The organism is Janthinobacterium sp. LPB2021202312-11-4, from assembly GCF_037049705.1.
Classification (GTDB): Bacteria; Pseudomonadota; Gammaproteobacteria; order Pseudomonadales; family Pseudomonadaceae; genus Aquipseudomonas.
Map to the genome: position 1 here is coordinate 145867 of NZ_JBAGKV010000014.1, position 25744 is coordinate 171610.

Genomic DNA, 25744 nt, shown 5'->3' on the forward strand with positions numbered 1-25744 from the left:
AGCTCGGGATAACCCGGCTGCGCGAATAATCTTGTCATCGGATTCGCCGGCAAGGACCCAACAGCAGATCCCGCGCTGAAGCCGACACTGTCCCTTGATTCAGGCAACCAGCTATTGATCTTGGGCCTTTGGCAAAAGTTCCAAATATTTATAGCCGGGTGTAACCGACATTGTGCAACCGTGAAGAGAAAAAGACTGTTAAATCCACGATACAGTCGTCTTGTCGCCGAACCGGCGAAAAAAACATCCGACGAAGCGTCCGGTCTTTTCCGTCACAGTAGTTTCACAATGCCATGTAGGCCCGGCTATTGTGCCGCTCCCCCCCTCTATATACTAGTGGGCTGTGTGGCTGCCTGACTCGCCGATCCAGGTGTCTTGCGCCAACCCCGACCCGGGTCGCTTTGAGCGGAATCCTGAAATGAGCCAACAGTTTCAACACGATGTTCTGGTGATTGGCAGCGGCGCTGCCGGTTTGAGCCTTGCGCTGACCCTGCCCGGTCACCTGCGCATCGCCGTATTGAGCAAAGGCGACCTCGCCAATGGCTCGACTTTTTGGGCTCAGGGCGGCGTTGCTGCCGTCCTGGATGACACCGATACCGTTGAATCCCACGTCGATGACACCCTCAATGCCGGCGGTGGCCTGTGCCACGAAGACGCCGTGCGCTTTACCGTCGAACACAGTAAAGAAGCCATCCAGTGGCTGATCGACCAGGGCGTACCGTTTACCCGCGATGAACAATCCGGCACCGAAGACGGTGGTTTCGAATTCCACCTGACCCGCGAAGGCGGCCACAGCCATCGGCGCATCATCCATGCCGCCGACGCCACCGGTGCGGCGATCTTCCGGACCTTGCTCTTCCAGGCGCGACAACGACCAAACATCGAACTGCTGGAACAGCGCGTCGCGGTGGACCTGATCACCGAAAAACGCCTGGGCCTGGAAGGCGATCGCTGCCTCGGCGCCTACGTGCTCAACCGCGCCACTGGCGAAGTCGACACCTACGCCGCCCGCTTCGTGATCCTCGCGTCCGGTGGCGCCGCCAAGGTCTACCTCTATACCAGCAACCCCGACGGCGCCTGTGGCGATGGCATCGCCATGGCCTGGCGTTCGGGCTGCCGGGTGGCGAACCTGGAATTCAACCAGTTCCACCCCACCTGCCTGTATCACCCGCAGGCCAAGAGTTTCCTGATCACCGAAGCCCTGCGCGGCGAAGGCGCACACCTGAAGCTGCCCAACGGCGAACGCTTCATGCAGCGCTTCGACCCACGGGCCGAACTGGCGCCCCGGGACATCGTCGCCCGGGCCATCGACCATGAGATGAAGCGTCTGGGCATCGACTGCGTTTACCTGGACATCAGCCATAAGCCCGAAGCGTTCATCAAGACCCACTTCCCGACGGTGTACGAACGCTGCCTCGAGTTTTCCATCGACATCACCAAACAGCCGATCCCGGTGGTTCCGGCGGCGCACTACACCTGCGGCGGCGTGATGGTCAATCAACAGGGCCGCACCGATGTGCCGGGCCTTTATGCGATTGGTGAAACCAGCTTCACCGGCCTGCACGGCGCCAACCGCATGGCCAGCAACTCGCTGCTGGAATGCTTCGTCTACGCCCGTTCGGCGGCGGCGGACATTCTTCAGCAGTTGCCGCAAGTGTCGATCCCCACCGCCCTGCCCGTCTGGGATGCGAGCCAGGTGACCGACTCCGACGAAGACGTGATCATCGCGCACAACTGGGATGAACTGCGGAGATTCATGTGGGACTACGTTGGCATCGTGCGCACCAACAAGCGTTTGCAACGGGCGCAGCACCGGGTGCGGCTGTTGCTCGACGAAATCGACGAGTTCTACAGCAACTATAAAGTCAGCCGGGATTTGATCGAGCTGCGCAACCTGGCCCAGGTGGCCGAATTGATGATCCAGTCCGCCATGGAACGCAAGGAAAGCCGCGGCCTGCATTACACCCTCGACTACCCGAACATGCTGCCTGAAGCCCTGGACACTATTCTGGTGCCGCCCACCTACGTCGACTGAACCTCAGCCGAACCCGCAGGCGTCGGTGCAGATCCGCCGCCTGCGAGTCACGCGGTACGCAGACTGTTCTGACCCAGCGCTCACCCCGCAGACGAAACCGCAACACCACGACCAACGGCAGCGCCAGGCTGTCAGGCCGTAGCTGCGCCGATTGCCATCCCCGCGCCTGACTCCACAACTGCCAGCCATCGGCATCGCGACGCAAGCCGCGAATGGCCTGCGGATGTGTCAGCAAAATCTGTCGCGGCAACACCCGGACGCCATGGGCCAGGCACAGCAAAACCCCGAGCAGGCTGGCCCAGAGCGCAATAGAAAGAAGAAACAGCGAACCCAGCGCGAACAGCTGGGCCAAAACGTACGCCGCCAGCAACTGCCGTGAGGCATGCCAGCGGCATTCGAACGTATTACTTGGGTTGGACACGGTCCAGGATCATGCGAACCATGCGCTGCAACTCAGGGTCTTCCGATTCGGCGCGCTCCATGAACCAGCCGAACATGTCCTGATCTTCGCATTCGAGCAGCTTGCGGTAGCAATCGCGGTCGACGTCATTGAGGTGCGGGTAGACCTCTTTCACAAACGGCACCAGCAACACGTCTAGCTCAAGCATGCCGCGGCGGCTGTGCCAGTAGAGGCGATTCAGTTCAACATCTTCGACCATGGAGCGCTCCTCAAATAGGCGGCAAGTATACAGCCCAAAGCCTGAGCGAACAGTCGGCTTTGGTCGGCCCCCTCAGACCTTTTGTGAACTACCCATTTCATGGGCGCCCCCTTATGATGTCCCCCAGACTCTTTACCCTGCGATGACCCATGGCCGATTCTGCTTTTTTCTGCACCCTGTCCCACGAAGGCGTTCTTGCGGTCCGCGGCGCGGATGCCGGCAAATTCCTGCAAGGCCAATTGACCTGCAACCTCAATTACCTGAGCGATACCCAGGCCAGCCTGGGCGCTCGTTGCACGCAAAAAGGCCGGATGCAGTCGAGTTTCCGCATTCTGCTCGAAGGCGACGGCGTGTTGCTGGCCATGGCCACCGAGCTGCTGGAACCGCAACTGGCGGACCTGAAAAAGTACGCGGTGTTCTCCAAATCCAAACTGACCGACGAAAGCGCTGCCTGGGTGCGCTTCGGCCTCGACCATGGCGATGCGGCACTGAGCAGCCTCGGTCTTGAGCTGCCGGCCGACACCGACAGCGTTGTACGCAACGACGGCCTGATCGCGATTCGTGTTTCGCCGGAACGCGCCGAGCTGTGGGTCGCCGCTGATCAAGCGGACGTCATCAAAGGCAAGCTGTCCGCCCTGCTGGCCGAAGGCGAGCTGAATCAATGGCTGCTGGGCCAGATCCGCGCAGGGATCGGCCAGGTCATGCCGAGCACCCGCGAGCTGTTCATCCCGCAAATGCTCAACCTGCAAGCCGTCGGTGGCGTGAGTTTCAAAAAAGGTTGCTACACCGGCCAGGAAATCGTCGCGCGCATGCAGTACCTGGGCAAACTCAAGCGTCGCCTGTATCGCCTGCAACTGGATGGCAGTGAACTGCCGGAGCCGGGTACTCAGCTGTTTTCGCCGACCCACGGCAGTTCCATCGGTGAAGTGGTGCTTGCGGCACGCGGCGCCCAAAACATTGAACTCCTGGCCGTGCTGCAAGCCGAAGCGGCAGAAGGTGGCAACATCCACCTGGCAGCGCTCGAAGGCCCGGCGCTGCACTTGCTCGACCTGCCCTACGCGCTGGATCGCGATAAAGAAATCCAGCGTTAACAGCAGTATTTTTTTGCAAGACCCTAGAGAACAGAAATGAGCGAGCTGGCGGAAAAGGTCCAACAGGATTTGGTTGAGGCCATCGATAACGATGACCTGGTTCTGCCAACATTACCGGAAGTGGCCCTGCAAATTCGCAAGGCTGCTGAAGATCCGGAAATCAGCGTAAGCACCCTGAGCAAAGTGATCGGTCGCGATACCGCGCTGTCGGCGCGCCTGATCAAAGTGGTCAACAGCCCGTTGCTGCGAGCGACCCAGGAAGTCACCGACCTGCACACTGCCATCACCCGGCTGGGCGTGAACTACAGCAGCAACCTGGCCATCGGGCTGGTGATGGAGCAGATTTTCCACGCCCGCTCCGAAGTGGTGGAACAGAAAATGCGCGATGTCTGGCGCAAAAGCCTGGAAATCGCCGGGATCAGCTACGCGCTGTGCCGCAGTTACACTCAACTCAAACCCGATCAGGCGGCCCTCGGCGGGCTGGTGCATCAGATTGGTGTGTTGCCGATCCTGACCTACGCCGAAGATCACTACGAACTGCTGTCGGACCCGGTCAGCCTCAACCATGTGATCGACCGTATTCATCCGCTGCTCGGCGATAAACTGCTCCGCGTCTGGGAGTTTCCGGAAATGCTGGTGAAGTTGCCGGGGCAGTATCTGGATTTCAAACGTGATTCTGCGCGGGTCGATTATGTCGATCTGGTGCAAGTGGCCAGCCTGTATTGCCACAAGGACACCGACCACCCATTGGCTCGTATCGATGTACTCAATGTGCCCGCGTTCAAGAAGCTGGGGATTGATATCGAGAACGAGGCGATGTGCAGGGATCTCGAAGAATCGCGGTCGATGTTTTACTGAATATGAACACGCTCCCTGTAGGAGCTGCCGAAGGCTGCGATCTTTTGACTTTCATCCTGGCGTCTGACCGATGGCTGTAGATCAAGATCAAAAGATCGCAGCCTTCGGCAGCTCCTACAGGTTAATCACCCGCCAATACCGACGTCTCTTACTCCCCCGCAATAAAGCTCACCCTCACCTTCAACCCCGCTGTCTCCCCGTCGTGCAAGCTGATCTGCGCCAAATGCGCCCGACAAATCTCACCGACAATCGCCAAGCCCAGGCCTGATCCCGCGACCTGTTGATTACGCCGGTAGAAGCGCTCAAACACCCGATCACGCTCTTCCAGGGGAATCCCGGGGCCATCGTCCTCAACCTCCAGCACCGCTGGTGCCGTCACCCGCAAGATCACATTACCCCCCGGCGGTGTGTGAGCCAGGGCGTTGTCCACCAGGTTGCTCAGCAATTCATTCAACAACGTCGGTTCGCCCCGCAGCCACACCGGCTCGTCCGCCTCCAGCGCCAGCGCTACGCCGCGAGCATGGGCCAGAGGCGCCATGGCCATGCCCAGCTCCCGGGCCAATTGGCTCAAGTCCAGCAACTGGGCGCCACCCTCGGCAATCGCCCGTGCGCCGTTTTCCACCCGTGCCAGCGAAAGCAGTTGATTGGCCAGGTGCGTCAGGCGATCCGTGCCCTGGGCGGCGGTTTCCAGGGTGCTGCGCCAGGTTTGCGGTTCGCTGGCACGCAGACCCAGTTCCAGTCGCGCCTTGAGTGCCGCCAACGGGGTGCGTAATTCATGAGCCGCATCAGCGATGAATTGCGCCTGGCGCTCAAACTGCCCGCGCAGGCGTTCGGTAAAGTGATTGAGCGCCCGCACCAGCGGCCACAACTCACGCTGCACTTCCACCAGCGGCAACGGCCGCAGATCGTCGGACTGGCGCTCTTCCACCGCCGTACGCAGACGCTCCAACGGACGCAACGCCGCGCTGACCGCAAACCAGACAATCATCAACGCACCAATCGCCAGCATGCCCAAGCGCAGCAAGGTATCCGCCGCCAGACTGCGCGCCATGCGCACCCGCGCCTCATCGGTCTCCGCCACGCGAATCTCGGCCATGCCATTCATGTTCGGCTCGATCACCGCTTTAAGCAGGCTCACCACCCGCACGTTCTGCCCCTGATACGTGGCGTTGTAAAAACGCGCCAACGCCGGGTAATCGTCGGTGCGCGGCGTGCCGGGCGGCGGGCCGGGGAGGTTTTCGTAGCCGGAGATCAGCTTCTGATGGATGTCGTTGACCTGGTAATAAATCCGCCCGGCGCTGTCATAGGCGAAGGTGTCGAGGGCGACGTAAGGTACGTTCGCACTGAGGCTGCCGTCGCGCTGGGACAGGCCCGCCGCGATGGTCCGCGCCGAGGCCAGCAAAGTGCGGTCATAAGCGGTGTCGGCCGCTTCGCGACCGTTCCAGTACGCACTCAAACCACTGGCCAACATCAACACCACCAGCAACAACGCCAGGTTCCACAGCAACCGCCAGCGCAGGCTGCTGGGCTTATGCATCGCGGCTTTCCAGTAAATAGCCGAGGCCACGGAAGGTCACGATCGCCACTGGTTGGCCGTCGAGTTTCTTGCGCAAGCGGTGGACATAGATTTCGATAGCGTCGGGGCTGGCCTCTTCATCCAGACCAAACACTTGGGAGGCCAGTTGCTCCTTGCTCATCACCCGGCCGGGACGGGCGATCAGCGCTTCCAGCACCGCTTGTTCGCGAGAGGTCAGGGTCAGCAATTCTTCGCCGAGGGTGAAGCGTCGGGTGTCGAGGTCATAGGCCAGCACGCCGCAGGTTTGCTGGCGTTCGCCGCCCAACACACTGCGCCGCAGCAAGGCTTTGACCCGGGCCTCGAGCTCGGTCAGTTCGAACGGTTTGGCCAGGTAATCGTCGGCGCCCAGGTTCAGCCCGTGAACCCGGTCCTTGACGTCGCTGCGGGCGGTGAGCATCAGCACCGGCAGGTTTTTGCCCCGGGCCCGCAGACGCGCCAGCACCTCAAAACCATCCATGCGTGGCAGGCCGACATCGAGGATCGCCATGGCGTATTCCTCGCTGCTCAAGGCCAGGTCGGCCGCCACGCCATCGTGCAAGACATCCACGGTCAACCCGGTGCTCTTGAGCGCCTGGGCAACACTTTCGGCGAGCTGCAGATGGTCTTCGACGAGCAGGACACGCATGGATTTTCACCTCGTTCAGGGATGGTCGACGCCATTCTTTGGCGCGGAGTTTACAGCCGCCACCGCCGCTGTGAAGCCCGAAAACCGTGAAAGTCGGCTGAAAGGTTAGCGAAAGGTTGGCCCGTTACAGTCCAGCCACGGACAGTCTCGACTGCCGTTGCTATTGCCACTAGCAAGTACGAAAAACGCCACGAAGCGTTTTCGCCAATAAGAACAATAACGGAGTACTTCACGATGCTGTCCATGCAGCCCCAGGCACGCCCGCCTGTTCGTTTTTCCCGTCTCAGCCAGACCGCCCTTGCCAGTGCCGCCGCCCTCGCCGGCTTTTCGCCGTTGAGCCAGGCAGCCTTCTTCGAAGACAGTACGGCAACGCTTGAAACCCGCAACATGTATTTCAACCGCGACTTTCGCGACGGCACCAGCGCCCAGCAATCCAAGCGTGACGAATGGGCCCAGGGCTTCATGCTCAATCTGCAATCGGGTTACACCGACGGCACCGTAAAATTCGGCGTCGATGCGTTGGGCATGTTGGGGATCAAGCTCGATTCGAGCCCCGACCGCACCGGCACGGGCCTGTTGCCGACCCACGATGATGGTCGCGCCGCCGATGAATACTCCAAGCTGGGCCTGACCGGCAAAGTGAAGATCTCCGCCACCGAGCTGAAAATCGGCAGCCTGATCCCCGAACTGCCGATCCTCAAGCCCAACGACGGACGCATCCTGCCGCAGACCTTTGAAGGCGGCATGCTGACGTCCAAAGAGATCAAGAACCTGACCTTTACCGGTGGTCGCCTGGATAAAGCCAAGGACCGCGACAGCACCGACTTCGAGGACATTGCCCTCAACAACAAGAACAGCCGCTTTGCCGGTACGGCCGCCGGCAAGCACTTCGACTTTGGCGGTGTGGATTACAAGTTCACCGACAAAATCACCGGCAGCTACCACTTCGCGCAACTCGATGAAGTCTACAACCAGCACTTCCTCGGCGTGGTCGCCTCCCAGCCGTTCGGCCCGGGCACCTTCGGCACCGACCTGCGACTGGCCATCAGTGACGACCAGGGCGCGGCCCGTGGCGGCAAGATCGATAACAAATCCCTCAACGGCCTGGTGAGCTATGCCTTGAGCGGACATAAATTCAGCGCCGGTTATCAGCACATGTCCGGCGACAGTGCGTTCCCGTATGTCGATGGCAGCGACCCGTACCTGGTCAACTTCGTGCAGATCAACGACTTTGCCGGCGCCGAAGAACATTCCTGGCAGGCACGCTATGACTTCGACTTCGCCAGGCTCGGCATCCCCGGCCTGAGTTTCATGAGCCGTTACCTGAGCGGCGACAACATCAAGCTCAAGAACGGCGACGAAGGCAAGGAGTGGGAACGCAATACCGAGATCAAATATGTAGTACAAAGCGGCGCGCTCAAGGATGTCGCCGTGCGCCTGCGTAATGCCACCTACCGTTCCAACTACTCCGCTCGCGATGCCGATGAAGTGCGTCTGCTGGTGAGCTATAGCGTTGCACTTTGGTAATTGATTGAACCCGCCCAAGGCTAAAAGATCGCAGCCTTCGGCAGCTCCTACACATCCTTACAACAAAAAATCTGTGGAGAATCGAATGAATTTATCACTGCGTAAAGTTGCTCTCACCGCCAGCGCCCTGCTGTTCGCCGGCCAACTCATGGCCGAGCCAAAACGCCCGGAATGCATCGCCCCGGCCTCCCCCGGCGGCGGTTTCGACCTGACCTGCAAACTGGCGCAAAGCGCGCTGGTGAACGAAAAACTGCTGACCAAACCGATGCGCGTGACCTACATGCCCGGCGGTGTCGGCGCGGTGGCGTACAACGCGGTGGTCGCCCAGCGTCCGGCCGATGCCGGCACGCTGGTGGCGTGGTCCAGCGGTTCGCTGCTGAACCTGGCCCAAGGCAAATTCGGCCGGTTCGATGAAACCAACGTTCGCTGGCTGGCCGCCGTCGGCACCAGCTACGGCGCCATCGCCGTCAAAAGCGATTCGCCTTACAAGAATCTTGACGATCTCGTTCAAGCACTGAAGAAAGATCCAAGCAAAGTGGTGATCGGTTCCGGCGGCACCGTCGGCAGCCAGGACTGGATGCAAACCGCGCTGATCGCCAAGGCTGCCGGGATCAACCCGCGTGACCTGCGTTACGTGGCCCTCGAAGGTGGCGGTGAAATCGCCACCGCCCTGCTCGGCGGGCATATCCAGGTCGGCAGCACCGACATCTCCGACTCCATGCCGCACATTCAGAGTGGCGACATGCGTCTGCTCGCGGTGTTCGCCGACAAGCGTCTGGACGAGCCGGAAATGAAGGACATCCCGACCGCCAAAGAGCAAGGCTACGACATCGTCTGGCCGGTGGTTCGCGGTTTTTACCTCGGGCCAAAGGTCAGCGACGAAGACTACGCCTGGTGGAAAAACGCCTTCGACAAACTGCTGGCCTCCGAGGACTTCGCCAAGCTGCGCGATCAGCGTGAACTGTTCCCGTTCGCCATGACCGGCCCGGAGCTGGACACCTACGTGAAGAAGCAAGTCGCGGACTACAAAGTGCTGGCCAAAGAGTTCGGCCTGATCCAGTGATCGCCTCTGTCTAGCGGCTGCGGCCCCGTTTGCGCGGGGCCGTGGCACAGGAGTTTCCCATGCTCTTACAACGCATTTTTGCTTCGGTGCTGTTGCTGGCCTGTATTGGCCTGGCGCTGATGGCATGGCCGTATCAAGCGGCTTTTTCCTACGAACCGGTGGGGCCTCGGGCCTTCCCGCTGTTGATGCTCGGCCTGATGGGCCTGGCGCTGTTGTACATGGTATTTCGTCCCGCACCGATCAAACACAACCCTGACGAACCGCCGCTGGACCGCGAAACCCTGAGCAAAATCGGTATCTGCGTGGTGCTGTTGCTGGTGTTCGCGGGCACCTTCGAACCCCTCGGTTTCATCGTTGCCAGCACGCTGATTGGCGTTCCGATGGCGCGTTTGTACGGCGGCCGCTGGCTACCCAGCGCGGTCATCATCAGTTTGATGGCCGTCGGCCTCTACTTGCTGTTCGATAAGGTGATGGACGTGCCGCTGCCGTTGGGCGTGCTCGACGTTCTGGAGAACTGACATGGATACTCTTGGCTATTTGGGACAAGGGTTTGGCGTTGCGCTGACCCCGTACAACCTGGTGACCGCGCTGTGCGGCACCCTCATCGGCACCGTGGTCGGCCTGTTGCCGGGCCTGGGCCCGATCAACGGCGTCGCACTGTTGATCCCGATCGCATTCGCCCTCGGCCTGCCACCGGAGTCCGCACTGATCCTGCTGGCGGCGGTGTACCTGGGTTGCGAATACGGCGGCCGGATCAGCTCGATCCTGCTGAACATTCCCGGCGAAGCGTCCACCGTGATGACCACCCTCGACGGTTACCCGATGGCCCGCAAAGGCTTGGCCGGTGTCGCGTTGTCGCTGTCGGCGTGGAGTTCGTTCATCGGTGCATTCATCGCGACCTGCGGCATGGTGCTGTTTGCCCCGCTGCTGGCGAAGTGGGCGATTGCCTTCGGCCCAGCTGAATATTTCGTGCTGATGGTGTTTGCAATTGTCTGCCTCGGCGGCATGGCCGGTGATCGACCGCTGAAGACCTTTATTGCGGCGTTGATCGGTCTGTTTCTGTCCAGCGTCGGGATCGATGCCAACAGCGGCGTGTACCGCTTCACCGGGGACAACATCCACCTGACCGACGGCATTCAATTCGTCGTGTTGGTACTGGGCCTGTTCTCCATCAGTGAAATCCTCCTGCTGCTGGAAAAAACCCATCACGGCCAGGAAGCGGTCAAAGCCACCGGGCGCATGATGTTCAACTTCAAGGAAGCGTCGGCGGTGTTCGTGGTGAACATTCGTTGCGGCGTGCTGGGTTTCATCATGGGCGTGCTGCCGGGTGCCGGCGCAACGCTGGCCAGCGCCGTGGCCTATATGACCGAGAAACGCATCGCCGGCGCCAAAGGCACGTTCGGCCAGGGTGACATGCGCGGCCTCGCCGCCCCGGAAACCGCCATCGGCGGCGCCGCGTGCGGTGCACTGGTGCCGATGTTGACCCTCGGTGTGCCGGGCTCGGGCACCACGGCGGTGATGATCGGCGCCCTGTCGCTGTACAACATCACGCCGGGGCCGTTGCTGTTCCAGCAACAACCCGACATCGTCTGGGGCCTGATCGCCTCGTTGTTCGTCGCCAACATCATGCTGGTGATCCTCAACATCCCGATGATCCGCATCTTCACCCGCATCCTCGCCGTGCCGAACTGGGCGCTGGTGCCGGTGATCGCAATCATTACCGGGATCGGCGTCTACGCGGTGCATGCCACCACGTTCGACCTGTTCCTGATGATCGGCATCGGTATCTTCGGTTACATCCTGCGCAAGATGGACTTCCCGTTGTCGCCGGTACTGCTGGGCTTTATCCTCGGCGGCTTGATGGAACAGAACCTGCGTCGCGCCCTGTCGATTTCCAACGGCGCGCTGGAGATCCTCTGGTCCAGCCCGATCACCTTCGGTTGCTGGGTATTGACCGCGATCATGCTGCTGATGCCAATCCTGCGAATCTGGCGCAAACGTTCGGCCTCTCGGCGCGCCATTGCCGATGTCTGATCGTCCCTTCAAAACCTGGTGGGGAACCCCGCTGGTCGGCCTGCTGGGCGGTTACCTCGCCAGCCAGGTCGGCTGGCCGCTGCCGTGGATGGTCGGCTCGTTGCTGGCGATCATCCTGGTGCGCTGCCTGACACCCTGGCAGTTGGCGGAAATCCCCGGCGGGCGTAAATGCGGCCAATGGATCGTCGGCATCGGCATTGGCCTGCACTTCACCCCGGTGGTGATGGAGCAGGTGTTGAGTCATTTCGGTTTGATCTTCTTCGGGGCGTTGGTCACCAGCCTGTCGGCCGTGGTCGGGGTCTGGTTGATGCGGCGTACCGGGGAGGATCGCGCCACCGCATTCTTTTCCAGCATGCCCGGCGGCTCCGGGGAGATGGTCAACCTCGGCGCGCGCAACGGCGCGGTGCTTAGCCGGGTCGCGGCGGGGCAAAGTTTGCGGGTGCTGGTGGTGGTGCTGTGTGTGCCGGCGGCGTTCAAGTATTTGCTCGGGGACGGTGCGCCCATCGGCCATGCCACGGAGGTTGATTGGGGTTGGCTGGCGATTCTGTTCCCGGCGGGCGCCCTGCTCGCCTGGGTCTGGCAGCGGTTGCGTCAACCCAATCCGTGGCTGTTCGGGCCGTTGCTGGTGAGTGCAGCGGTGAGCATCGGTTGGGATCTGCACATCGGCTTGCCCAACGGCGGCAGCCAGATCGGCCAATGGCTGATCGGTAGCGGTCTGGGCTGTCACTTCAATCGGCAGTTCTTTCGGCGGGCGCCATCATTCATGGGCCGGACCCTGATTGGCACGGCACTGACCATGTTGATCGCCACGGCGGCCGCGCTGGGCTTGAGTGCGTTGACGCATCTGGATTTGCGTTCACTGACCTTGGGCATGATGCCCGGCGGGATTGCCGAGATGAGTTTGACGGCGGAAACCCTGCAGCTCTCTGTGCCGCTGGTGACGGCGATGCAGGTGATGCGGTTGTTGTTTGTGTTGTTTCTGGCGGAGCCGTTGTTCAAGTATTGGAATCGGATGCCTGAGTAAGACGAAGGACCGAGCCGTTTTCTTCGCGGACAAGCCTCGCTCCTACAGGGTTGTGTCGAATCCAAATAGTGTGATCGACGCAACCCTGTAGGAGCGAGGCTTGCCCGCGAAGCTTTTAGACCGGTGGCAACCGCCACTCAATCGGCGTTTCGCCATTCTGTTCCAGAAACTTGTTGGTCCGGCTGAAGTGCCCGCAACCGAGAAAGCCGCGATAGGCCGACAGCGGCGACGGATGCACCGAGGTCAGCACCAGATGCTTGGTGGCATCGATCAGCTTCTGCTTGCTCTGGGCATGGGCGCCCCACAGCATGAACACCAGGTGCGGTTGCCGTTCACTGACCACTTCAATGATCCGGTCGGTGAAAAACTGCCAGCCTTTGTCCTTGTGCGCATTGGCGTTCGCGCGCTCGACGGTCATGGTGGTGTTGATCATCAGTACCCCCTGATCAGCCCAGCTTTGCAGGTAGCCGTGGCTCGGGATGTCGATGTTCAGGTCGCGTTTCAACTCTTTATAGATGTTCACCAGCGACGGCGGCGCGGGCACGCCCGGTTGCACCGAGAAACACAAGCCATGGGCCTGGCCCGGGCCGTGGTACGGGTCCTGGCCGAGGATCACGACTTTGACCTTGTCCAGCGGCGTGGAGTTGAGTGCGTTGAAAATCATCGGGCCTGGGGGATAGATTTCCTTGCCCGCCGCCCGCTCCTGTTGCAGGAATGAGCGCAACTCTGCCATGTAGGGCTGGTCGAATTCAGCACGCAGTGCCTCCTTCCAGCTCGGTTCGAGTTTGATACGGTCGTCAGCAGTCATGGTCATACCCGGCATAAACAATGGGGCGAACCCTAGGAAACCCCAACCCCCTTGTCAATTGATCTGACGCAGATCCGGCACTTTCCTGCATTGCGATCATACTGAACGCTCAAATTCCCGATCGAGGTCACGATGAATCTGCACTTCGAAGAACTCACCGGCACCGACGGCGCCCGCATCGGCATCGCCAGCCTGGATGCCGAAAAGTCGCTGAACGCACTGTCTCTGCCGATGATCAATGCCCTGCGCGACCAGATGGACGCCTGGGCCAAGGACCCACAAATCGTCTGCGTTTTACTGCGCGGTAACGGCGCCAAGGCCTTCTGCGCCGGCGGCGAAGTGCGCAGCCTGGTTGAAGCCTGCCGCCACCATCCGGGGGAAGTGCCGCCCCTGGCCGCGCAATTTTTTGCGGCGGAATATCGGCTGGACTTCAAGCTGCACACCTACCCCAAACCGCTGATCTGCTGGGGTCACGGCTACGTCCTCGGCGGCGGCATGGGGCTGCTGCAAGGGGCGAGCATCCGGATTGTCACGCCGAGCAGCCGTTTGGCGATGCCGGAAATCAGCATCGGTTTGTACCCGGATGTCGGTGCCAGTTGGTTCCTGTCGCGACTGCCGGGCAAGCTCGGGTTGTTCCTCGGTTTGACCGGCGCGCACATGAATGCCCGGGATGCAATCGATCTGGATCTGGCCGATCGCTTCCTACTCGAAGAACAGCAAGAGGAACTGGTCGAAGGCTTGCTGCAATTGAATTGGCAGGAACAGACCGCGATGCAACTCAACAGCCTGCTCAAGGCCTTGCAACAGGAAGCCGTCGCGCAGATGCCCGAAGCGCAATGGCTGCCGCGCCGCCAGCAGATCGACGAACTGCTGGATGTCAGCGACGTGCGCTGCGCCTGGAAAGCCATCAGTCATTTGCGCGACCACACGGATCTGCTGCTAAGCCGCGCCGCGAAGACCATGACCGAAGGCTCGCCCTTGACCGCTTATCTGGTCTGGGAACAGATCGCCCGGGCCCGGCATCTGTCGCTCGCGGAAGTCTTTCAGATGGAATACACCTTGAGCCTCAACTGCTGCCGTCATCCGGAGTTCAGTGAAGGGGTACGGGCGCGGCTGATCGACAAGGATCAGAAGCCGCACTGGCATTGGCCGGACATCAATAACGTGCCGGATGCGGTGGTGGAGGCGCATTTTCATAAGGTTTGGGAAGGGCGGCATCCGTTGGCGGATTTGTCGGATTACTGAAATCCGGGCATAAAAAAAGCGGCGCTCAATGCGCCGCTTTTTTGTACCCGCTTAGCGGTGGTTACCCCGGCCATCGCGACCGTCATGATCGCCACGTCCACGTCCATGGTCTCGCCCATCACCACCACGATAGTCATTGCCCCAACCGCCGCGATTGTGGCCATCCCAACCGCCTCGGTCATGGCCTTGCCAGCCACGGTTCTGGGACTGGTAGTAGCGCGGTTGCGCCTGGTAATAACGCGGCGCTGGCTGGTAGTAGCGTGGCGCCGAGTAGTAGCTGCCACCGCCCGAGTAGTAAGCCGGCGCGGGGGACGAGTAGACCTCAGAACTGTAGTAGCTGCCTCCATCTCCGTAGGAATAGGGAACGCATGCACCAAGGGAAAAACTCAACACGACCAGCAGAAGAATTCGGCGATACATGGCGGCCTCCTGGACCGCGAGTGAGCCACACCAGCGACGCTGGCAGGCGACAGCCAATTGTTGGCGACTGTCGAAAGATCAGACATCGATTTCGGAATCTGGTGCGATCCTGAAATACATTGAAACAAGTAGCCGATGAAAGGTTTTTCATCTTCGTCATAAAAAACGGCGCGTCCTTCAATGGAAGCGCCGCCGTGATTAATGACGACCGTAACGGCCGCCACCGTGGTAGTAACCCGGTCCGTGTTCGCCGTAATAGCCGTGGCCGCCGTAGTAATAGTAGCGATAGCGACCGTAATACCGAGGGTACGAATAGCCGTAGTAATAAGGCGAATAGTAGTAACCGGGGTAGTAATAAGGCGTGGCGTACACATCGGCGGTACCGGCGTAGTAATAGCAACCGGACAACCCCAAACCCAACAACCCACCCAGCAGTAATCGACGAAGCGTTTTTGAGTAAACCATGGCGGCCTCCTGAAAGACCCGCGACAGCAGCCGGCACAAGCCGACTCACATGGAATTTGACTGTAAAACCGGGACCAAGTGCGCGCCGGTGAAAACCTTCGGATCAGCGGCCCATTGCGGTGCGCCGACGCACCATCACAAGGCAATCCACTGCCCTCCTCCTGCCAGTCAATCAACCTCACACCCCGGCCCAGAGCCCTTGCAGCGAATTGGCACGGCTCTCGCTTTAGTAAACCCGTGCAGGAGTCATAACAGGTTCGCGGCACCACAATTTGCAATGGCTGACTAGGGTTCCGGCTCGCTTAGGCGAGTGGCTGGTCCGAGAGTTGGCGACCTCCAGTTGAGGTTACACGGCGGGACAAAAGCCCGGGAGACAAGCCACCGTTTACGGTGCCGCTGCCTTCCTGTCCGCCCTTATCAACTGGAGAACCATCCCATGACCCGACTTCGTTTACCCGCCCTGCTCGCCGCTGCGTTTGCAGCCTTCGTCAGCGTCTCGTCCCACGCCGCCCAGAAAGACCACTTCAGTGTGTGCTGGACCATCTACGCCGGCTGGATGCCCTGGGAGTACGCCGGCAGCCAAGGCATCGTCGACAAATGGGCGAAGAAGTACGGCATCAAGATTGACGTGGTGCAGCTCAATGACTACGTCGAATCGATCAACCAATACACCGCCGGCCAGTTCGACGGCTGCACCATGACCAACATGGATGCGCTGACCATTCCGGCGGCGGGCGGCGTCGACAGCACCGCGCTGATCGTCAGCGATTTCTCCAACGGCAACGACGGCATTGTGCTCAAGGGCGAAGGCAAAAAAGTCGCCGACCTCAAGGGCATGGACGTCAACCTTGTGGAGCTGTCGGTGTCCCACTACCTGCTGGCCCGGGCCCTGGATTCCGTCGATCTCACCGAGAAAGACTTGAAAGTGGTCAACACCTCCGACGCCGATATCTCGGCCGCTTTCAACACCGACCAGGTCAACGCCGTCACCACCTGGAACCCGATGCTCTCGGACATCAAGGCCAAACCCGGCGTGACCGAAGTGTTCAACTCCAGCCAGATCCCCGGCGAAATCATGGACATGATGGTGGTCAACAGCGCCACCCTCAAAGACAACCCGGCCCTGGGCAAAGCCCTGACCGGCGCCTGGTTCGAAGTGGTCGAGTTGATGAACGCCAAGAATGCCGCGAGCAAAGCGGCGCTGGAACACATGGCCAAAGCCTCGGGCACTGACCTGGCCGGGTTCCAGTCGCAACTCGACACCACCAAGCTATTTGCGACGCCGCAGGAGGCCCTGGCGTTCTCCACCAGCAAGCAACTGCCGGACACCATGCGCAAAGTCGCCGAGTTCTCGTTCCTGCACGGTTTACTCGGTGAAGGCGCCAAGGACACCAGCGCCGTCGGCATGGCGTTCGCCAACGGCGTGACCAGCGGCGACAAAGGCAACCTCAAGCTGCGCTTCGACCCGAGCTACGTGCAGATGGCCGCCGACGCCAAGCTGTAATCAGGAGGACCTGGCCATGCGCCTGATCAATCGCCACCCGGATCGCCCGAGTCGCTTGCTGTTGGTGATCCTGCCGTTCGCCCTGGTGCTGCTCGCCTACTTCCTGGGCTCGGCCGAGCGGCTGACGGACAACCCCAACGACAAACTGCTGCCCAGCGCCGTACAGATGACCGACGCGGTAAAACGCCTGGCCTTCGTCGCCGACAGCCGCACCGGTGAATATGTGCTCTGGCAAGACAGCGCCTCCAGCCTGCGACGGCTGGCCATCGGCCTCGGCATTAGCGCGTTGGCCGGGTTGTGCCTGGGCATGGCGGCCGGGACGTTGCCGTTGTTCGGCGCGCCGTTGTCGCCGCTGCTGACGGTGCTATCGATGGTGCCGCCGCTGGCGATCCTGCCGATTCTGTTCATCGTCTTCGGCTTGGGCGAGTTGTCGAAAGTGATGCTGATCGTGATCGGCATCACCCCGGCGCTGGCCCGTGATCTGGAACAACGCGCCCGGGAAATTCCGGTCGAGTTGCTGATCAAGGCCCAGACGCTGGGGGCTTCAACCTGGACGCTGATGCTGCGGGTGGTACTGCCGCAATTGCTGCCACGGCTGCTGATTTCGTTGCGGCTGATGCTTGGTTCGGCGTGGTTGTTCCTGATCGCGGCTGAAGCCATTGCGTCTACTGACGGCCTCGGCTACCGGATTTTCCTGGTGCGCCGCTACCTGGCGATGGACGTAATTCTGCCTTACGTGGTGTGGATCACCCTGCTCGCCTGGCTGATGGATTGGGGCTTGAAGCGCCTGACCCAACGGGCCTTCCCTTGGTACGAAGGAGCTCGCGCATGAGCTTCATCACGGTGAAAAACGTCTGGCAGCAATACGCCGATCAAGTGGTGCTCGAAGGCCTGAACCTGAGCGTCAACGAAGGGGAGTTTTGCACCCTCGTCGGCGCCTCCGGTTGCGGCAAATCAACCTTCCTGCGTTTGCTGCTGGGTCAGGAAAAAGCCAGTCGCGGCGAGATCCTGCTCGACGGCCAAGCCCTGGCCGGTGAACCGGATTCCAGCCGTGGCGTGGTGTTCCAGCGTTACTCGGTGTTCCCGCATCTGACGGTGCTGGACAACGTCGCCCTCGGTCTCGAACTGCCGCGCTCGCCGCTGCTCGGACGCCTGTTCGGCAGTGCCAAAAAGGACGCCCGGGAACAGGCTTCGGTGCTGCTGCACAAAGTCGGCCTCGGCCACTCGCTGGACAAGTACCCGGCGCAGCTTTCCGGTGGCATGCAACAGCGGCTGGCCATCGCCCAGGCGTTGATCATGAAGCCGCGCGTGTTGCTGCTCGACGAACCGTTCGGCGCCCTCGACCCGGGCATCCGCAAAGACATGCACCACTTGTTGCTGGAGCTGTGGCGCGAGACGCAACTGACGGTGTTCATGGTCACCCATGACCTGTCCGAAGGTTTCACCCTCGGCACTCGCCTACTGGTGTTCGACAAGGTCCGCGTCGACCCGCACGCCCCCGGCGCCTATGGCGCACGCATCACCTACGACATCCCTTTGAACAGCGACCGCCGCGCCAATCGCGCCGCCGTCGATGCCTTGCCGATTGATTTGGCGGGCACGCTTCGCACCGCTTAAGAGGATTTTTCAAATGACCGATTCCACCCAACTGTTCCCGCCCTTCGCCGAAGAAATGCTCCCCGGCGGCGGCCACCGTTCCTTCGTGTTAAAGCGCGGCCAATTGCTGCGCCTGACCGACCTGCGCGGCGGCGCCAACGTCAGCCTGACGCTGCTCAACGCCAACGAAAAAACCGAACGCCTGAACCTGCCCGACAGCCTCAAATGCCAACACACCGCCAAGCTCACCACCGGCCATTGCCTGTACTCGGACATGGGCCGCGTATTGGCGGCGATCACCGCCGACACCTGCGGCTGGAGCGACAGCCTCGGCGGCGTGCTCTGTGCTGAAGAGGTCGCGGAAAAATACGGCGCGGGCCGCTATCAGGAACTGCGCAACGGCTTCTTCCGCAACGGCACCGACAACCTGTTGGTGGAACTCGGCAAGTGGGGCCTGGGCCTGTCGGACTTGCTGATGACCCTCAACCTGTTCAGCCGCGTCAATGTCGACGAGGCCGGGCATTTCCACTTTGTCGAAGGCAATTCCAGGGCCGGCGACTACATCGAGTTGTACGCGCCGATGGACACGCTGGTGGTGCTCACCGCCCTGCAACATCCGATGGACCCGTCGCCGGACTACGCGCCAAAACCATTGAAGCTGACGTGGATGAACGCTGACGCCAGCGTCGCCGAACACTGCCGCACCTCGCGCCCGGAAAACGAGCGCGGCTTTATCAACACCGACCGTTTGTTCGCCTGAGGATCGCTGCCATGTCACTCGCCATCGCCACCACTCAAAAGCAGCCCGAAACCGCGATCTACCGCGCCACCATCCCCGCCGGCGAACCCTGGCTGATGGAGGTCAAGGCCGGCCAGACCCTGCGCATCCTCGACCTGGAAGGCAATCAAGCGGTCGACACCTTGTTCTACAGCGTCGCCAACCCGAAGGAACGCTACGACGTGCAACGCACCCTGCGCCGGCAGAACAGCGTCTACCTGAGCACCGGCAGCGTGCTCTATTCCAACCTCGGCAAACCGATGCTGACCCTCGTCGCCGACACCTGCGGGCGTCACGACACCCTCGGCGGCGCCTGCGCGCAAGAGAGCAACACCGTGCGTTACGCGTTGGAAAAACGCTACATGCACAGCTGCCGCGACAACTACCTGCGAGCCTGCGTCCACGACGGGCGACTGGGCAAAAGCGACATCGGGCCGAACATCAATTTCTTCATGAACGTGCCGGTCACGGCGGACGGTGGGCTGACCTTTGAAGACGGGATTTCGGCGCCGGGCAAGTACGTGGATTTGCGGGCAGAGATGGATGTGATCGTGCTGATCTCCAACTGCCCGCAATTGAACAACCCATGCAATGCCTACAACCCGACCCCTGCGGAGCTGCTGGTATGGAACTGAAAATAGCGCGGTTGCGTAAATGGCTGTTTGCCTTGTGCCAGGCCCGCTCCGGCCAGTGCATTAAATAACGTCCCCTGTAGGAGCTGCCGAAGGCTGCGATCTTTTGATCTTGATCTTCAAAGATCACAAGCACGATCAAAAGATCGCAGCCTTCGGCAGCCCCTACGCGGGGTCGGTGTGAGTTTCGGTTACCCGGGACGGCCCGGGTGCATCTCGAAAAACTGCGGGACGGCCCGCATCCCAGGTCGAGGCTGATGCGTTATCGCCTCCGGGGGTTTTGCCATGTTCGAAAAAGTCCTGATTGCCAACCGTGGCGCGATTGCCTGCCGCATCCTGCGCACTTTGGGTGAGTTGCGGGTCAAGGGCGTTGCCGTTTACTCCGAAGCCGATGCCGCCAGTTTGCACATCCTGCAAGCCGACGAAGCCCACAGCCTCGGTGAAGGTGCGGCCGCTGGCACCTATCTGGCGGTGGATAAAATCCTCGCCATCGCCCAAGCCTCCGGCGCCACGGCGATTCATCCCGGCTATGGATTCCTCTCGGAAAACGCGGCGTTCGCCGAAGCCTGTGAAGCCATTGGAATTGCCTTCATCGGCCCGACACCCGAGCAGTTAAAAGTGTTCGGCCTCAAGCACACCGCCCGCGCCCTGGCCAAGCAACACGGCGTACCGATGCTCGAAGGCACCGAGTTGCTCGACAGCCTCGATGCCGCGCTGATCGCCGGCGAACAGGTCGGCTACCCGGTGATGCTCAAAAGCACCGCCGGCGGAGGCGGCATCGGCATGCGCGTGTGCCGCAGCGCGGCTGAATTGAGCGAATCCTTTGAAGCGGTAAAACGCCTGGGTCAGAACAATTTCAGCGACGCCGGGGTTTTCATCGAGAAGTACATCCAGCGCGCCCGGCATCTGGAAGTGCAGGTGTTTGGCGACGGTCGTGGCGAGGTGATTGCCCTTGGCGTGCGCGACTGCTCGGTGCAGCGCCGTAACCAGAAAGTCCTCGAAGAAACCCCGGCACCGAACCTGCCCGAAGGCATGGCCGAAGAGCTGTGCGCAGCGGCAATCAAACTGGCCAAAGCGGTGAATTACCGCAGCGCCGGCACGGTGGAATTTGTTTTCGACAGCGAAGATCAGCGCTTCTATTTCCTGGAAGTGAACACCCGGTTGCAGGTAGAGCACGGCGTCACCGAACAGGTGTGGGGCGTGGATCTGGTGCGCTGGATGGTCGAACTGGCGGCCGGTGATTTGCCGCCCCTGGGTGAGTTGCGACGTGGTTTGAAAGCCGAGGGCCATGCGATTCAGGCGCGGCTGTATGCCGAAGATCCGGGCCGGGATTTCCAGCCGAGTCCTGGCCTGCTGACGGCAGTAAATTTCCCTGTCGCCGACGGCAAACGCCTGCGTATCGACACCTGGGTCGAGGCCGGCTGCGAGATCCCGCCGTACTTCGACCCGATGATCGCCAAGGTCATCAGTTGGGCGCCGACCCGCGAACAGGCCCGTGCCGATCTGCATCAGGCACTGGGCGACAGCTTGTTGTACGGCGTGGAAACCAACCGCGATTACCTGCGGCAGATTCTGCTCGATACGCCTTTCGCCAGTGGTCAGCCGTGGACCCGCTGCCTGGAAGGTCTGGTGTATCAGGCGAACACCTTTGAAGTGCTCAGCGCCGGTACGCAAACCAGCGTTCAGGACTATCCCGGTCGCCTCGGTTACTGGGCGGTCGGCGTGCCGCCGTCGGGGCCGATGGACAGTCGGGCGCTGCGCTTGGGTAATCGTCTGCTGGGCAATGATGAAGGCGCTGCGGCGCTGGAAATCACCATGAGCGGGCCGTTGCTGCGCTTCAATTGCGAGGCGGTGGTGGCGGTGACCGGCGCGGTGATTCCGCTGACGTTGAACGGTGAAGCGGTACCGATGAACACCGCGTTGCTGATCCCGGCAGGCGCTACTCTGAGCCTCGGCACCATCGCCGGGGCCGGCGCCCGCAGCTATCTCTGCCTGCGCGGCGGGCTGCAAGTGCCGGATTATCTGGGCAGCAAAAGTACCTTCACCCTAGGCCAGTTCGGCGGGCATGGCGGCCGGGCGCTGCGGGCCGGAGATGTGTTGCATGTGCCGGTTTTGAGCGATCGCAGCGTCGGTGGGCAATTGTCTGAAATCGCCGAGTTGCCAGCGGTGCGGCAGATTCGGGTGATCTATGGCCCCCATGGCGCGCCGGAATACTTCACCGAAAACTACATCGGCACCTTTTTCGCCACTGAGTGGGAAGTGCATTTCAACTCCAGTCGGACCGGCGTGCGATTGATCGGGCCGAAGCCGGAATGGGTGCGGGCCGATGGCGGTGAAGCCGGGCTGCACCCGTCGAATATCCATGACAATCCGTATGCGATTGGCGCGGTGGATTTCACTGGGGACATGCCGGTGATCCTCGGGCCGGATGGGCCGAGCCTGGGCGGGTTTGTGTGCCCGGTGACAGTGATCGAGGCGGATCTTTGGCAGTTGGGACAGCTCAAGGCCGGGGATAAGGTGCAGTTTCTCCCTGTCGATCTCAAAACCGCCCGAGACCTCGCCCTGAAATGGAATACCCCCTGTGGGAGCGGGCTTGCTCGCGAAAGCGGTGTATCAGCCCCATTAATATCGACTGACACGACGCCATCGCGAGCAAGCTCGCTCCCACAGGGGATTGGGTCGCCTGTGGTATTGGATATCGGTCAGGGGGATACGCGGCTGGTTGCGAGGTTGTCGGGGGACACTCACCTACTTATGGAAATCGGCGCCCCGGAACTCGACCTGGTCCTGCGCTTCCGCGCCCACGCCCTCATGCAGGCGCTCGAAACCAAACACCTGCACGGCGCCATCGACCTCACCCCCGGCATCCGCTCGCTGCAAATTCACTACCAACCCGAGCAGCTACCGCTGGCCGACCTGCTCGGCATCGTCGCCGGCGAATGGGACGCCGTGTGCGCCGCGAAAGACCTGCAAGTGCCGTCGCGCATCGTCCATCTGCCGCTGTCCTGGGACGACCCGGCGTGCCAGTTGGCCATCGAGAAATACATGACCACCGTGCGCAAGGACGCGCCGTGGTGCCCGAGCAATCTGGAGTTCATCCGCCGCATCAATGACCTGCCAAACCTCGACGAAGTGCAGCGCACGGTGTTCGACGCCAGCTATTTGGTGATGGGCCTCGGTGACGTCTACCTCGGCGCCCCGGTCGCCACCCCGCTCGACCCACGCCATCGACTGGTGACCACCAAGTACAACCCGGCCCGCACCTGGACCGCCGAGAATTCGGTGGGCATCGGTGGCGCCTACATGTGCGTGTACGGCATGGAAGGCCCCGGCGGTTATCAGTTTGTCGGGCGCACCTTGCAGATGTGGAATCGCTACCGGGAAGTCGCGGCGTTCGACGGCAAACCATGGTTGCTCAGGTTCTTTGACCAGATCCGTTTCTACCCGGTGAGCGCCGACGAGTTGCTGCGCATCCGCCGGGATTTCCCCCTCGGCCGCTTCGAATTGAACATCGAACACAGCCAATTGAACCTGGCGGATTACCAGGGCTTTCTGGCGAAAGAGGCCGAGAGCATCGCCGAGTTTCGTGCCCGGCAACAAGGCGCGTTCAACGCCGAACGGGAACGCTGGATCGCCAGCGGCCAGGCACATTTCGACAGTGAAGAACTGATCCCCGAAGCCACCGAAGACGCGCCCCTGGCCAGCGGTCAACAGAGTGTCGACAGCCACATCGCCGGCAACCTCTGGCAGGTGTCGGTTGAGGTCGGCAGCCGCGTCGCGGTCGGGGATGTGCTGGTGATTCTGGAGTCGATGAAGATGGAAATCCCGCTGCTCGCGCCGATGGCCGGGGTGGTGCGAGAGATTCGTGTGCAACCGGGTTCGGCGGTGCGCGCCGGGCAGCGGGTCGTGGTACTGGACCTCGACTGAACTCATTTTGAAAAGGATCGAACCATGAATTTCAATCTGCAACTCGACGCCCTGCGCAGCACTTATCGCGACGGCCAGACCACGCCTCGGCAATTGCTGCTGAGCCTGCGGGACAAGGCTGCGGCGCTGAATACCGACTATCACCTGTTCATCCATTTGCTCAGTGTCGAGGAACTGGAACCCTACCTCGCCGCGCTTGATGGCCGCGATATCGATAGCCTGCCGCTGTACGGCGTGCCGTTCGCGATCAAGGACAACATCGACCTGGCGGGCATCCCAACCACGGCGGCGTGCCCGGCGTTTGCCTATATGCCGGAGCGTTCGGCGACCATCGTCGAGCAGTTGCTGGCGCTGGGGGCGATTCCGTTGGGCAAGACCAATCTTGATCAGTTCGCCACCGGGCTCAATGGCAGCCGCTCGCCTTATGGCGCCTGCCCCAACAGCGTGTTGCCGGAGTATCCGTCGGGCGGGTCCAGCGCCGGGTCTTCGTTGGCGGTGGCGTTGGGCGTGGCGAGTTTTTCCCTGGGCACGGACACGGCAGGGTCGGGGCGAGTGCCGGCGGCATTGAATAATCTGGTCGGTTTGAAAGCCACCAAAGGGCTGATCTCCACGGGCGGTGTAGTGCCGGCGTGTCGCACGCTGGATTGCGTCACGACGTTCACTTCTACGGCGCGAGAGGCCAGTCAGTTACTGGCGCTGACGGCGCGCCTTGATCCCCGGGACGCCTACAGCCGCAGCAATCCGTCGTTCAATGACGGCTCGGCATTCGGTGCGCCGCGCTCCTTCCGTTTCGGCGTGCCCCGTGCGCAGGACCTGGAGTTTTTCGGCTGCCCCGAAGGCCCGCTGTTGTTCGGCGATGCCATCGACCAACTCAAAGCCCTGGGCGGCGAAGCGGTGGAACATGATCTGACGCCGTTCCTCGAAGCCGCGCGGTTGCTTTATGAAGGGCCATGGGTCGCCGAGCGCTACAGCGTGGCCGGCGAGTTGATGGAGCAAAACCCGCAAGCGGTGCTACCGGTGATTCGCGCGGTGCTGGCCAAAGCCCCGGCGGTGAGCGGCGTGCAGACCTTCCGCGCGCAGTATCGACTGCAAACCCTCAAAGCCCTGTGCGACCAGGCGCTGGACGGCCTCGATTGCGTGCTCACGCCGACCATCGGCCGGCCCGTGACCCTGGCGGAACTGGCCGCCGAACCGGTGCTGCGCAATTCGGAACTGGGCTACTACACCAACTTCATGAACCTGCTCGACTACGCCGCCGTCGCCGTGCCCAGCGGTTTCATGGGCAATGGCTTGCCCTGGGGCGTGACGCTGTTTGGCCGGGCGTTTACCGATCAGTATTTGTTGAGCGTGGCGGATGCTTTCCAACGCCATCAAGGATTGGCCTCGCCAGCGCCGAGCAGCGCTGCCCGGAATGATCGCGCCCGACTGGTGGTGTGCGGCGCGCATCTGGACGGGTTGGCGTTGAACTGGCAGTTGAAGCAACGTGGCGGGCGGTTGGTCGAGACGACATTCAGTTCGGCGGATTATCAGTTGTATGCGCTGGCCGGCGGGCCGCCGTTTCGTCCGGGAATGGTGCGGGTGAAGGACGGTGGCGTGGCAATTGCTGTTGAAGTGTGGGAATTGCCCAGCAGTGAATTGGGCTCATTTTTGACCGGAATTCCGGCACCGCTGGGGTTGGGCAAGGTGCAACTGGCGGATGGGCGCTGGGAAAGCGGGTTTATTTGTGAGGCTTACGGGCTTGAAGGCGCGGTGGATATCAGTCGTTTTGGCGGGTGGCGTGCTTATCTGAAAAGCCTTGGCTGACACAAATCCTGTGGGAGCGGGCTTGCTCGCGAAGAGGCCATATCGGACGAAAGAAATCTCAAGCCTGATCACAG

23 protein-coding genes and 1 riboswitch are annotated in these 25744 nt (G+C 61.4%); of the genes, 16 read left to right on the forward strand and 7 right to left on the reverse strand.

Annotated features, from left to right (window positions below; genetic code table 11):
• The first annotated feature begins 418 nt into the window (after window positions 1–418).
• Entirely contained in the window at window positions 419–2035 is a 1617-nt protein-coding gene (gene nadB, locus V5E99_RS16735) for an L-aspartate oxidase (RefSeq protein ID WP_499803427.1), read from the forward strand.
• On the opposite strand, the gene V5E99_RS16740 is transcribed toward nadB, so the two are convergent.
• Window positions 2004–2456, reverse strand: a complete 453-nt coding sequence (locus V5E99_RS16740; protein ID WP_499803428.1) for a protein YgfX — start codon at window positions 2454–2456, stop codon at window positions 2004–2006. The two genes, nadB and V5E99_RS16740, sit on opposite strands and share 32 nt — an antisense overlap.
• On the reverse strand, window positions 2440–2694 hold the full coding sequence (locus V5E99_RS16745) for an FAD assembly factor SdhE (RefSeq protein WP_007944081.1): 255 nt from the start codon (window positions 2692–2694) through the stop codon (window positions 2440–2442). Before V5E99_RS16745 ends, V5E99_RS16740 begins: the two co-directional genes overlap by 17 nt.
• A 149-nt stretch (window positions 2695–2843) precedes the next feature.
• Here V5E99_RS16745 and ygfZ point away from each other — a divergent pair, with 149 nt between their 5' ends.
• Complete coding sequence (gene ygfZ, locus V5E99_RS16750; protein WP_499803429.1) at window positions 2844–3785, forward strand: CAF17-like 4Fe-4S cluster assembly/insertion protein YgfZ; 942 nt, start codon at window positions 2844–2846, stop codon at window positions 3783–3785.
• A 36-nt stretch (window positions 3786–3821) separates the two neighbouring features.
• Entirely contained in the window at window positions 3822–4643 is an 822-nt protein-coding gene (locus V5E99_RS16755) for an HDOD domain-containing protein (RefSeq protein ID WP_499803430.1), read from the forward strand.
• Window positions 4644–4791: 148 nt separating this feature from the next.
• On the opposite strand, the gene V5E99_RS16760 is transcribed toward V5E99_RS16755, so the two are convergent.
• Both V5E99_RS16760 and V5E99_RS16765 read right to left on the reverse strand, forming a co-directional pair.
• A complete protein-coding gene (locus V5E99_RS16760) occupies window positions 4792–6180 on the reverse strand; it encodes a sensor histidine kinase (RefSeq protein WP_499803431.1) in 1389 nt (462 codons plus the stop codon).
• Window positions 6173–6844, reverse strand: a complete 672-nt coding sequence (locus V5E99_RS16765; RefSeq protein ID WP_123406211.1) for a response regulator — start codon at window positions 6842–6844, stop codon at window positions 6173–6175. The genes V5E99_RS16760 and V5E99_RS16765 overlap by 8 nt, the downstream gene beginning before the upstream one ends.
• Window positions 6845–7078: 234 nt before the next feature.
• Between V5E99_RS16765 and V5E99_RS16770 the strand changes: the two genes are divergently transcribed.
• The 5 genes from V5E99_RS16770 (at window position 7079) to V5E99_RS16790 (ending at window position 12492) form a co-directional block, all read left to right on the forward strand.
• Window positions 7079–8371 carry an OprD family porin gene (locus V5E99_RS16770; protein WP_499803432.1) on the forward strand — a complete coding sequence of 431 codons (1293 nt, stop codon included), beginning with the start codon at window positions 7079–7081 and terminating at the stop codon, window positions 8369–8371.
• Between the two features lie 85 nt (window positions 8372–8456).
• The gene (locus V5E99_RS16775; protein ID WP_499803433.1) at window positions 8457–9434 is read left to right on the forward strand and encodes a Bug family tripartite tricarboxylate transporter substrate binding protein; all 978 of its coding nucleotides are present in this window, start codon (window positions 8457–8459) and stop codon (window positions 9432–9434) included.
• Window positions 9435–9493: 59 nt separating this feature from the next.
• A complete protein-coding gene (locus V5E99_RS16780) occupies window positions 9494–9952 on the forward strand; it encodes a tripartite tricarboxylate transporter TctB family protein (RefSeq protein ID WP_499803434.1) in 459 nt (152 codons plus the stop codon).
• A gap of 1 nt (window position 9953) precedes the next feature.
• Window positions 9954–11468, forward strand: coding sequence for a tripartite tricarboxylate transporter permease (locus V5E99_RS16785; protein ID WP_499803435.1), 1515 nt, complete (start codon window positions 9954–9956; stop codon window positions 11466–11468).
• Window positions 11461–12492, forward strand: coding sequence for an AbrB family transcriptional regulator (locus V5E99_RS16790; protein WP_499803436.1), 1032 nt, complete (start codon window positions 11461–11463; stop codon window positions 12490–12492). Before V5E99_RS16785 ends, V5E99_RS16790 begins: the two co-directional genes overlap by 8 nt.
• A 115-nt stretch (window positions 12493–12607) precedes the next feature.
• Here V5E99_RS16790 and ung read toward each other — a convergent pair whose 3' ends face one another.
• Entirely contained in the window at window positions 12608–13300 is a 693-nt protein-coding gene (gene ung / locus V5E99_RS16795; protein WP_499803437.1) for a uracil-DNA glycosylase, read from the reverse strand.
• 132 nt (window positions 13301–13432) lie between these two features.
• On the opposite strand from ung, the gene dspII reads away from it, so the two are divergent.
• The gene (gene dspII, locus V5E99_RS16800) at window positions 13433–14545 is read left to right on the forward strand and encodes an enoyl-CoA hydratase/isomerase DspII (RefSeq protein ID WP_499803438.1); all 1113 of its coding nucleotides are present in this window, start codon (window positions 13433–13435) and stop codon (window positions 14543–14545) included.
• Window positions 14546–14596: 51 nt separating this feature from the next.
• Here the strand turns inward: dspII and V5E99_RS16805 are convergent, their stop codons facing one another.
• Window positions 14597–14965, reverse strand: a complete 369-nt coding sequence (locus tag V5E99_RS16805; RefSeq protein WP_499803439.1) for a hypothetical protein — start codon at window positions 14963–14965, stop codon at window positions 14597–14599.
• 198 nt (window positions 14966–15163) lie between these two features.
• Window positions 15164–15430, reverse strand: coding sequence for a hypothetical protein (locus tag V5E99_RS16810; protein ID WP_499803440.1), 267 nt, complete (start codon window positions 15428–15430; stop codon window positions 15164–15166).
• Window positions 15431–15704: 274 nt separating this feature from the next.
• A riboswitch (guanidine-I (ykkC/yxkD leader) is annotated at window positions 15705–15805 on the forward strand.
• Window positions 15806–15866: 61 nt separating this feature from the next.
• Here V5E99_RS16810 and V5E99_RS16815 point away from each other — a divergent pair.
• From V5E99_RS16815 to atzF, 7 genes are all read left to right on the forward strand, one after another.
• On the forward strand, window positions 15867–16934 hold the full coding sequence (locus V5E99_RS16815) for a putative urea ABC transporter substrate-binding protein (protein WP_499803441.1): 1068 nt from the start codon (window positions 15867–15869) through the stop codon (window positions 16932–16934).
• 16 nt (window positions 16935–16950) lie between these two features.
• Complete coding sequence (locus V5E99_RS16820) at window positions 16951–17766, forward strand: ABC transporter permease (RefSeq protein WP_499803442.1); 816 nt, start codon at window positions 16951–16953, stop codon at window positions 17764–17766.
• A complete protein-coding gene (locus tag V5E99_RS16825) occupies window positions 17763–18551 on the forward strand; it encodes an ABC transporter ATP-binding protein (protein WP_499803443.1) in 789 nt (262 codons plus the stop codon). Before V5E99_RS16820 ends, V5E99_RS16825 begins: the two co-directional genes overlap by 4 nt.
• Window positions 18552–18564: 13 nt before the next feature.
• On the forward strand, window positions 18565–19290 hold the full coding sequence (locus tag V5E99_RS16830) for an urea amidolyase associated protein UAAP1 (protein WP_499803444.1): 726 nt from the start codon (window positions 18565–18567) through the stop codon (window positions 19288–19290).
• Between the two features lie 11 nt (window positions 19291–19301).
• On the forward strand, window positions 19302–19943 hold the full coding sequence (locus V5E99_RS16835; RefSeq protein WP_499803445.1) for an urea amidolyase associated protein UAAP2: 642 nt from the start codon (window positions 19302–19304) through the stop codon (window positions 19941–19943).
• A gap of 282 nt (window positions 19944–20225) precedes the next feature.
• Window positions 20226–23867 carry an urea carboxylase gene (uca, locus tag V5E99_RS16840; RefSeq protein ID WP_499803446.1) on the forward strand — a complete coding sequence of 1214 codons (3642 nt, stop codon included), beginning with the start codon at window positions 20226–20228 and terminating at the stop codon, window positions 23865–23867.
• 24 nt (window positions 23868–23891) lie between these two features.
• Window positions 23892–25670 (forward strand): allophanate hydrolase, encoded by a 1779-nt coding sequence (gene atzF / locus V5E99_RS16845; protein WP_499803447.1) that lies wholly within the window; start codon window positions 23892–23894, stop codon window positions 25668–25670.
• Window positions 25671–25744 lie beyond the last annotated feature (74 nt).

What these genes read in the sequence shown, in the direction of transcription:
- nadB (WP_499803427.1), top strand. Translation starts at nt 419, where the DNA reads ATGAGCCAACAGTTTCAACACGATGTTCTGGTGATTGGCAGCGGCGCT.
- V5E99_RS16745 (WP_007944081.1), bottom strand. Translation starts at nt 2,694, where the DNA reads ATGGTCGAAGATGTTGAACTGAATCGCCTCTACTGGCACAGCCGCCGC.
- ygfZ (WP_499803429.1), top strand. Translation starts at nt 2,844, where the DNA reads ATGGCCGATTCTGCTTTTTTCTGCACCCTGTCCCACGAAGGCGTTCTT.
- V5E99_RS16755 (WP_499803430.1), top strand. Translation starts at nt 3,822, where the DNA reads ATGAGCGAGCTGGCGGAAAAGGTCCAACAGGATTTGGTTGAGGCCATC.
- V5E99_RS16760 (WP_499803431.1), bottom strand. Translation starts at nt 6,180, where the DNA reads ATGCATAAGCCCAGCAGCCTGCGCTGGCGGTTGCTGTGGAACCTGGCG.
- V5E99_RS16765 (WP_123406211.1), bottom strand. Translation starts at nt 6,844, where the DNA reads ATGCGTGTCCTGCTCGTCGAAGACCATCTGCAGCTCGCCGAAAGTGTT.
- V5E99_RS16770 (WP_499803432.1), top strand. Translation starts at nt 7,079, where the DNA reads ATGCTGTCCATGCAGCCCCAGGCACGCCCGCCTGTTCGTTTTTCCCGT.
- V5E99_RS16775 (WP_499803433.1), top strand. Translation starts at nt 8,457, where the DNA reads ATGAATTTATCACTGCGTAAAGTTGCTCTCACCGCCAGCGCCCTGCTG.
- V5E99_RS16780 (WP_499803434.1), top strand. Translation starts at nt 9,494, where the DNA reads ATGCTCTTACAACGCATTTTTGCTTCGGTGCTGTTGCTGGCCTGTATT.
- V5E99_RS16785 (WP_499803435.1), top strand. Translation starts at nt 9,954, where the DNA reads ATGGATACTCTTGGCTATTTGGGACAAGGGTTTGGCGTTGCGCTGACC.
- V5E99_RS16790 (WP_499803436.1), top strand. Translation starts at nt 11,461, where the DNA reads ATGTCTGATCGTCCCTTCAAAACCTGGTGGGGAACCCCGCTGGTCGGC.
- ung (WP_499803437.1), bottom strand. Translation starts at nt 13,300, where the DNA reads ATGACTGCTGACGACCGTATCAAACTCGAACCGAGCTGGAAGGAGGCA.
- dspII (WP_499803438.1), top strand. Translation starts at nt 13,433, where the DNA reads ATGAATCTGCACTTCGAAGAACTCACCGGCACCGACGGCGCCCGCATC.
- V5E99_RS16805 (WP_499803439.1), bottom strand. Translation starts at nt 14,965, where the DNA reads ATGTATCGCCGAATTCTTCTGCTGGTCGTGTTGAGTTTTTCCCTTGGT.
- V5E99_RS16810 (WP_499803440.1), bottom strand. Translation starts at nt 15,430, where the DNA reads ATGGTTTACTCAAAAACGCTTCGTCGATTACTGCTGGGTGGGTTGTTG.
- V5E99_RS16815 (WP_499803441.1), top strand. Translation starts at nt 15,867, where the DNA reads ATGACCCGACTTCGTTTACCCGCCCTGCTCGCCGCTGCGTTTGCAGCC.
- V5E99_RS16820 (WP_499803442.1), top strand. Translation starts at nt 16,951, where the DNA reads ATGCGCCTGATCAATCGCCACCCGGATCGCCCGAGTCGCTTGCTGTTG.
- V5E99_RS16825 (WP_499803443.1), top strand. Translation starts at nt 17,763, where the DNA reads ATGAGCTTCATCACGGTGAAAAACGTCTGGCAGCAATACGCCGATCAA.
- V5E99_RS16830 (WP_499803444.1), top strand. Translation starts at nt 18,565, where the DNA reads ATGACCGATTCCACCCAACTGTTCCCGCCCTTCGCCGAAGAAATGCTC.
- V5E99_RS16835 (WP_499803445.1), top strand. Translation starts at nt 19,302, where the DNA reads ATGTCACTCGCCATCGCCACCACTCAAAAGCAGCCCGAAACCGCGATC.
- uca (WP_499803446.1), top strand. Translation starts at nt 20,226, where the DNA reads ATGTTCGAAAAAGTCCTGATTGCCAACCGTGGCGCGATTGCCTGCCGC.
- atzF (WP_499803447.1), top strand. Translation starts at nt 23,892, where the DNA reads ATGAATTTCAATCTGCAACTCGACGCCCTGCGCAGCACTTATCGCGAC.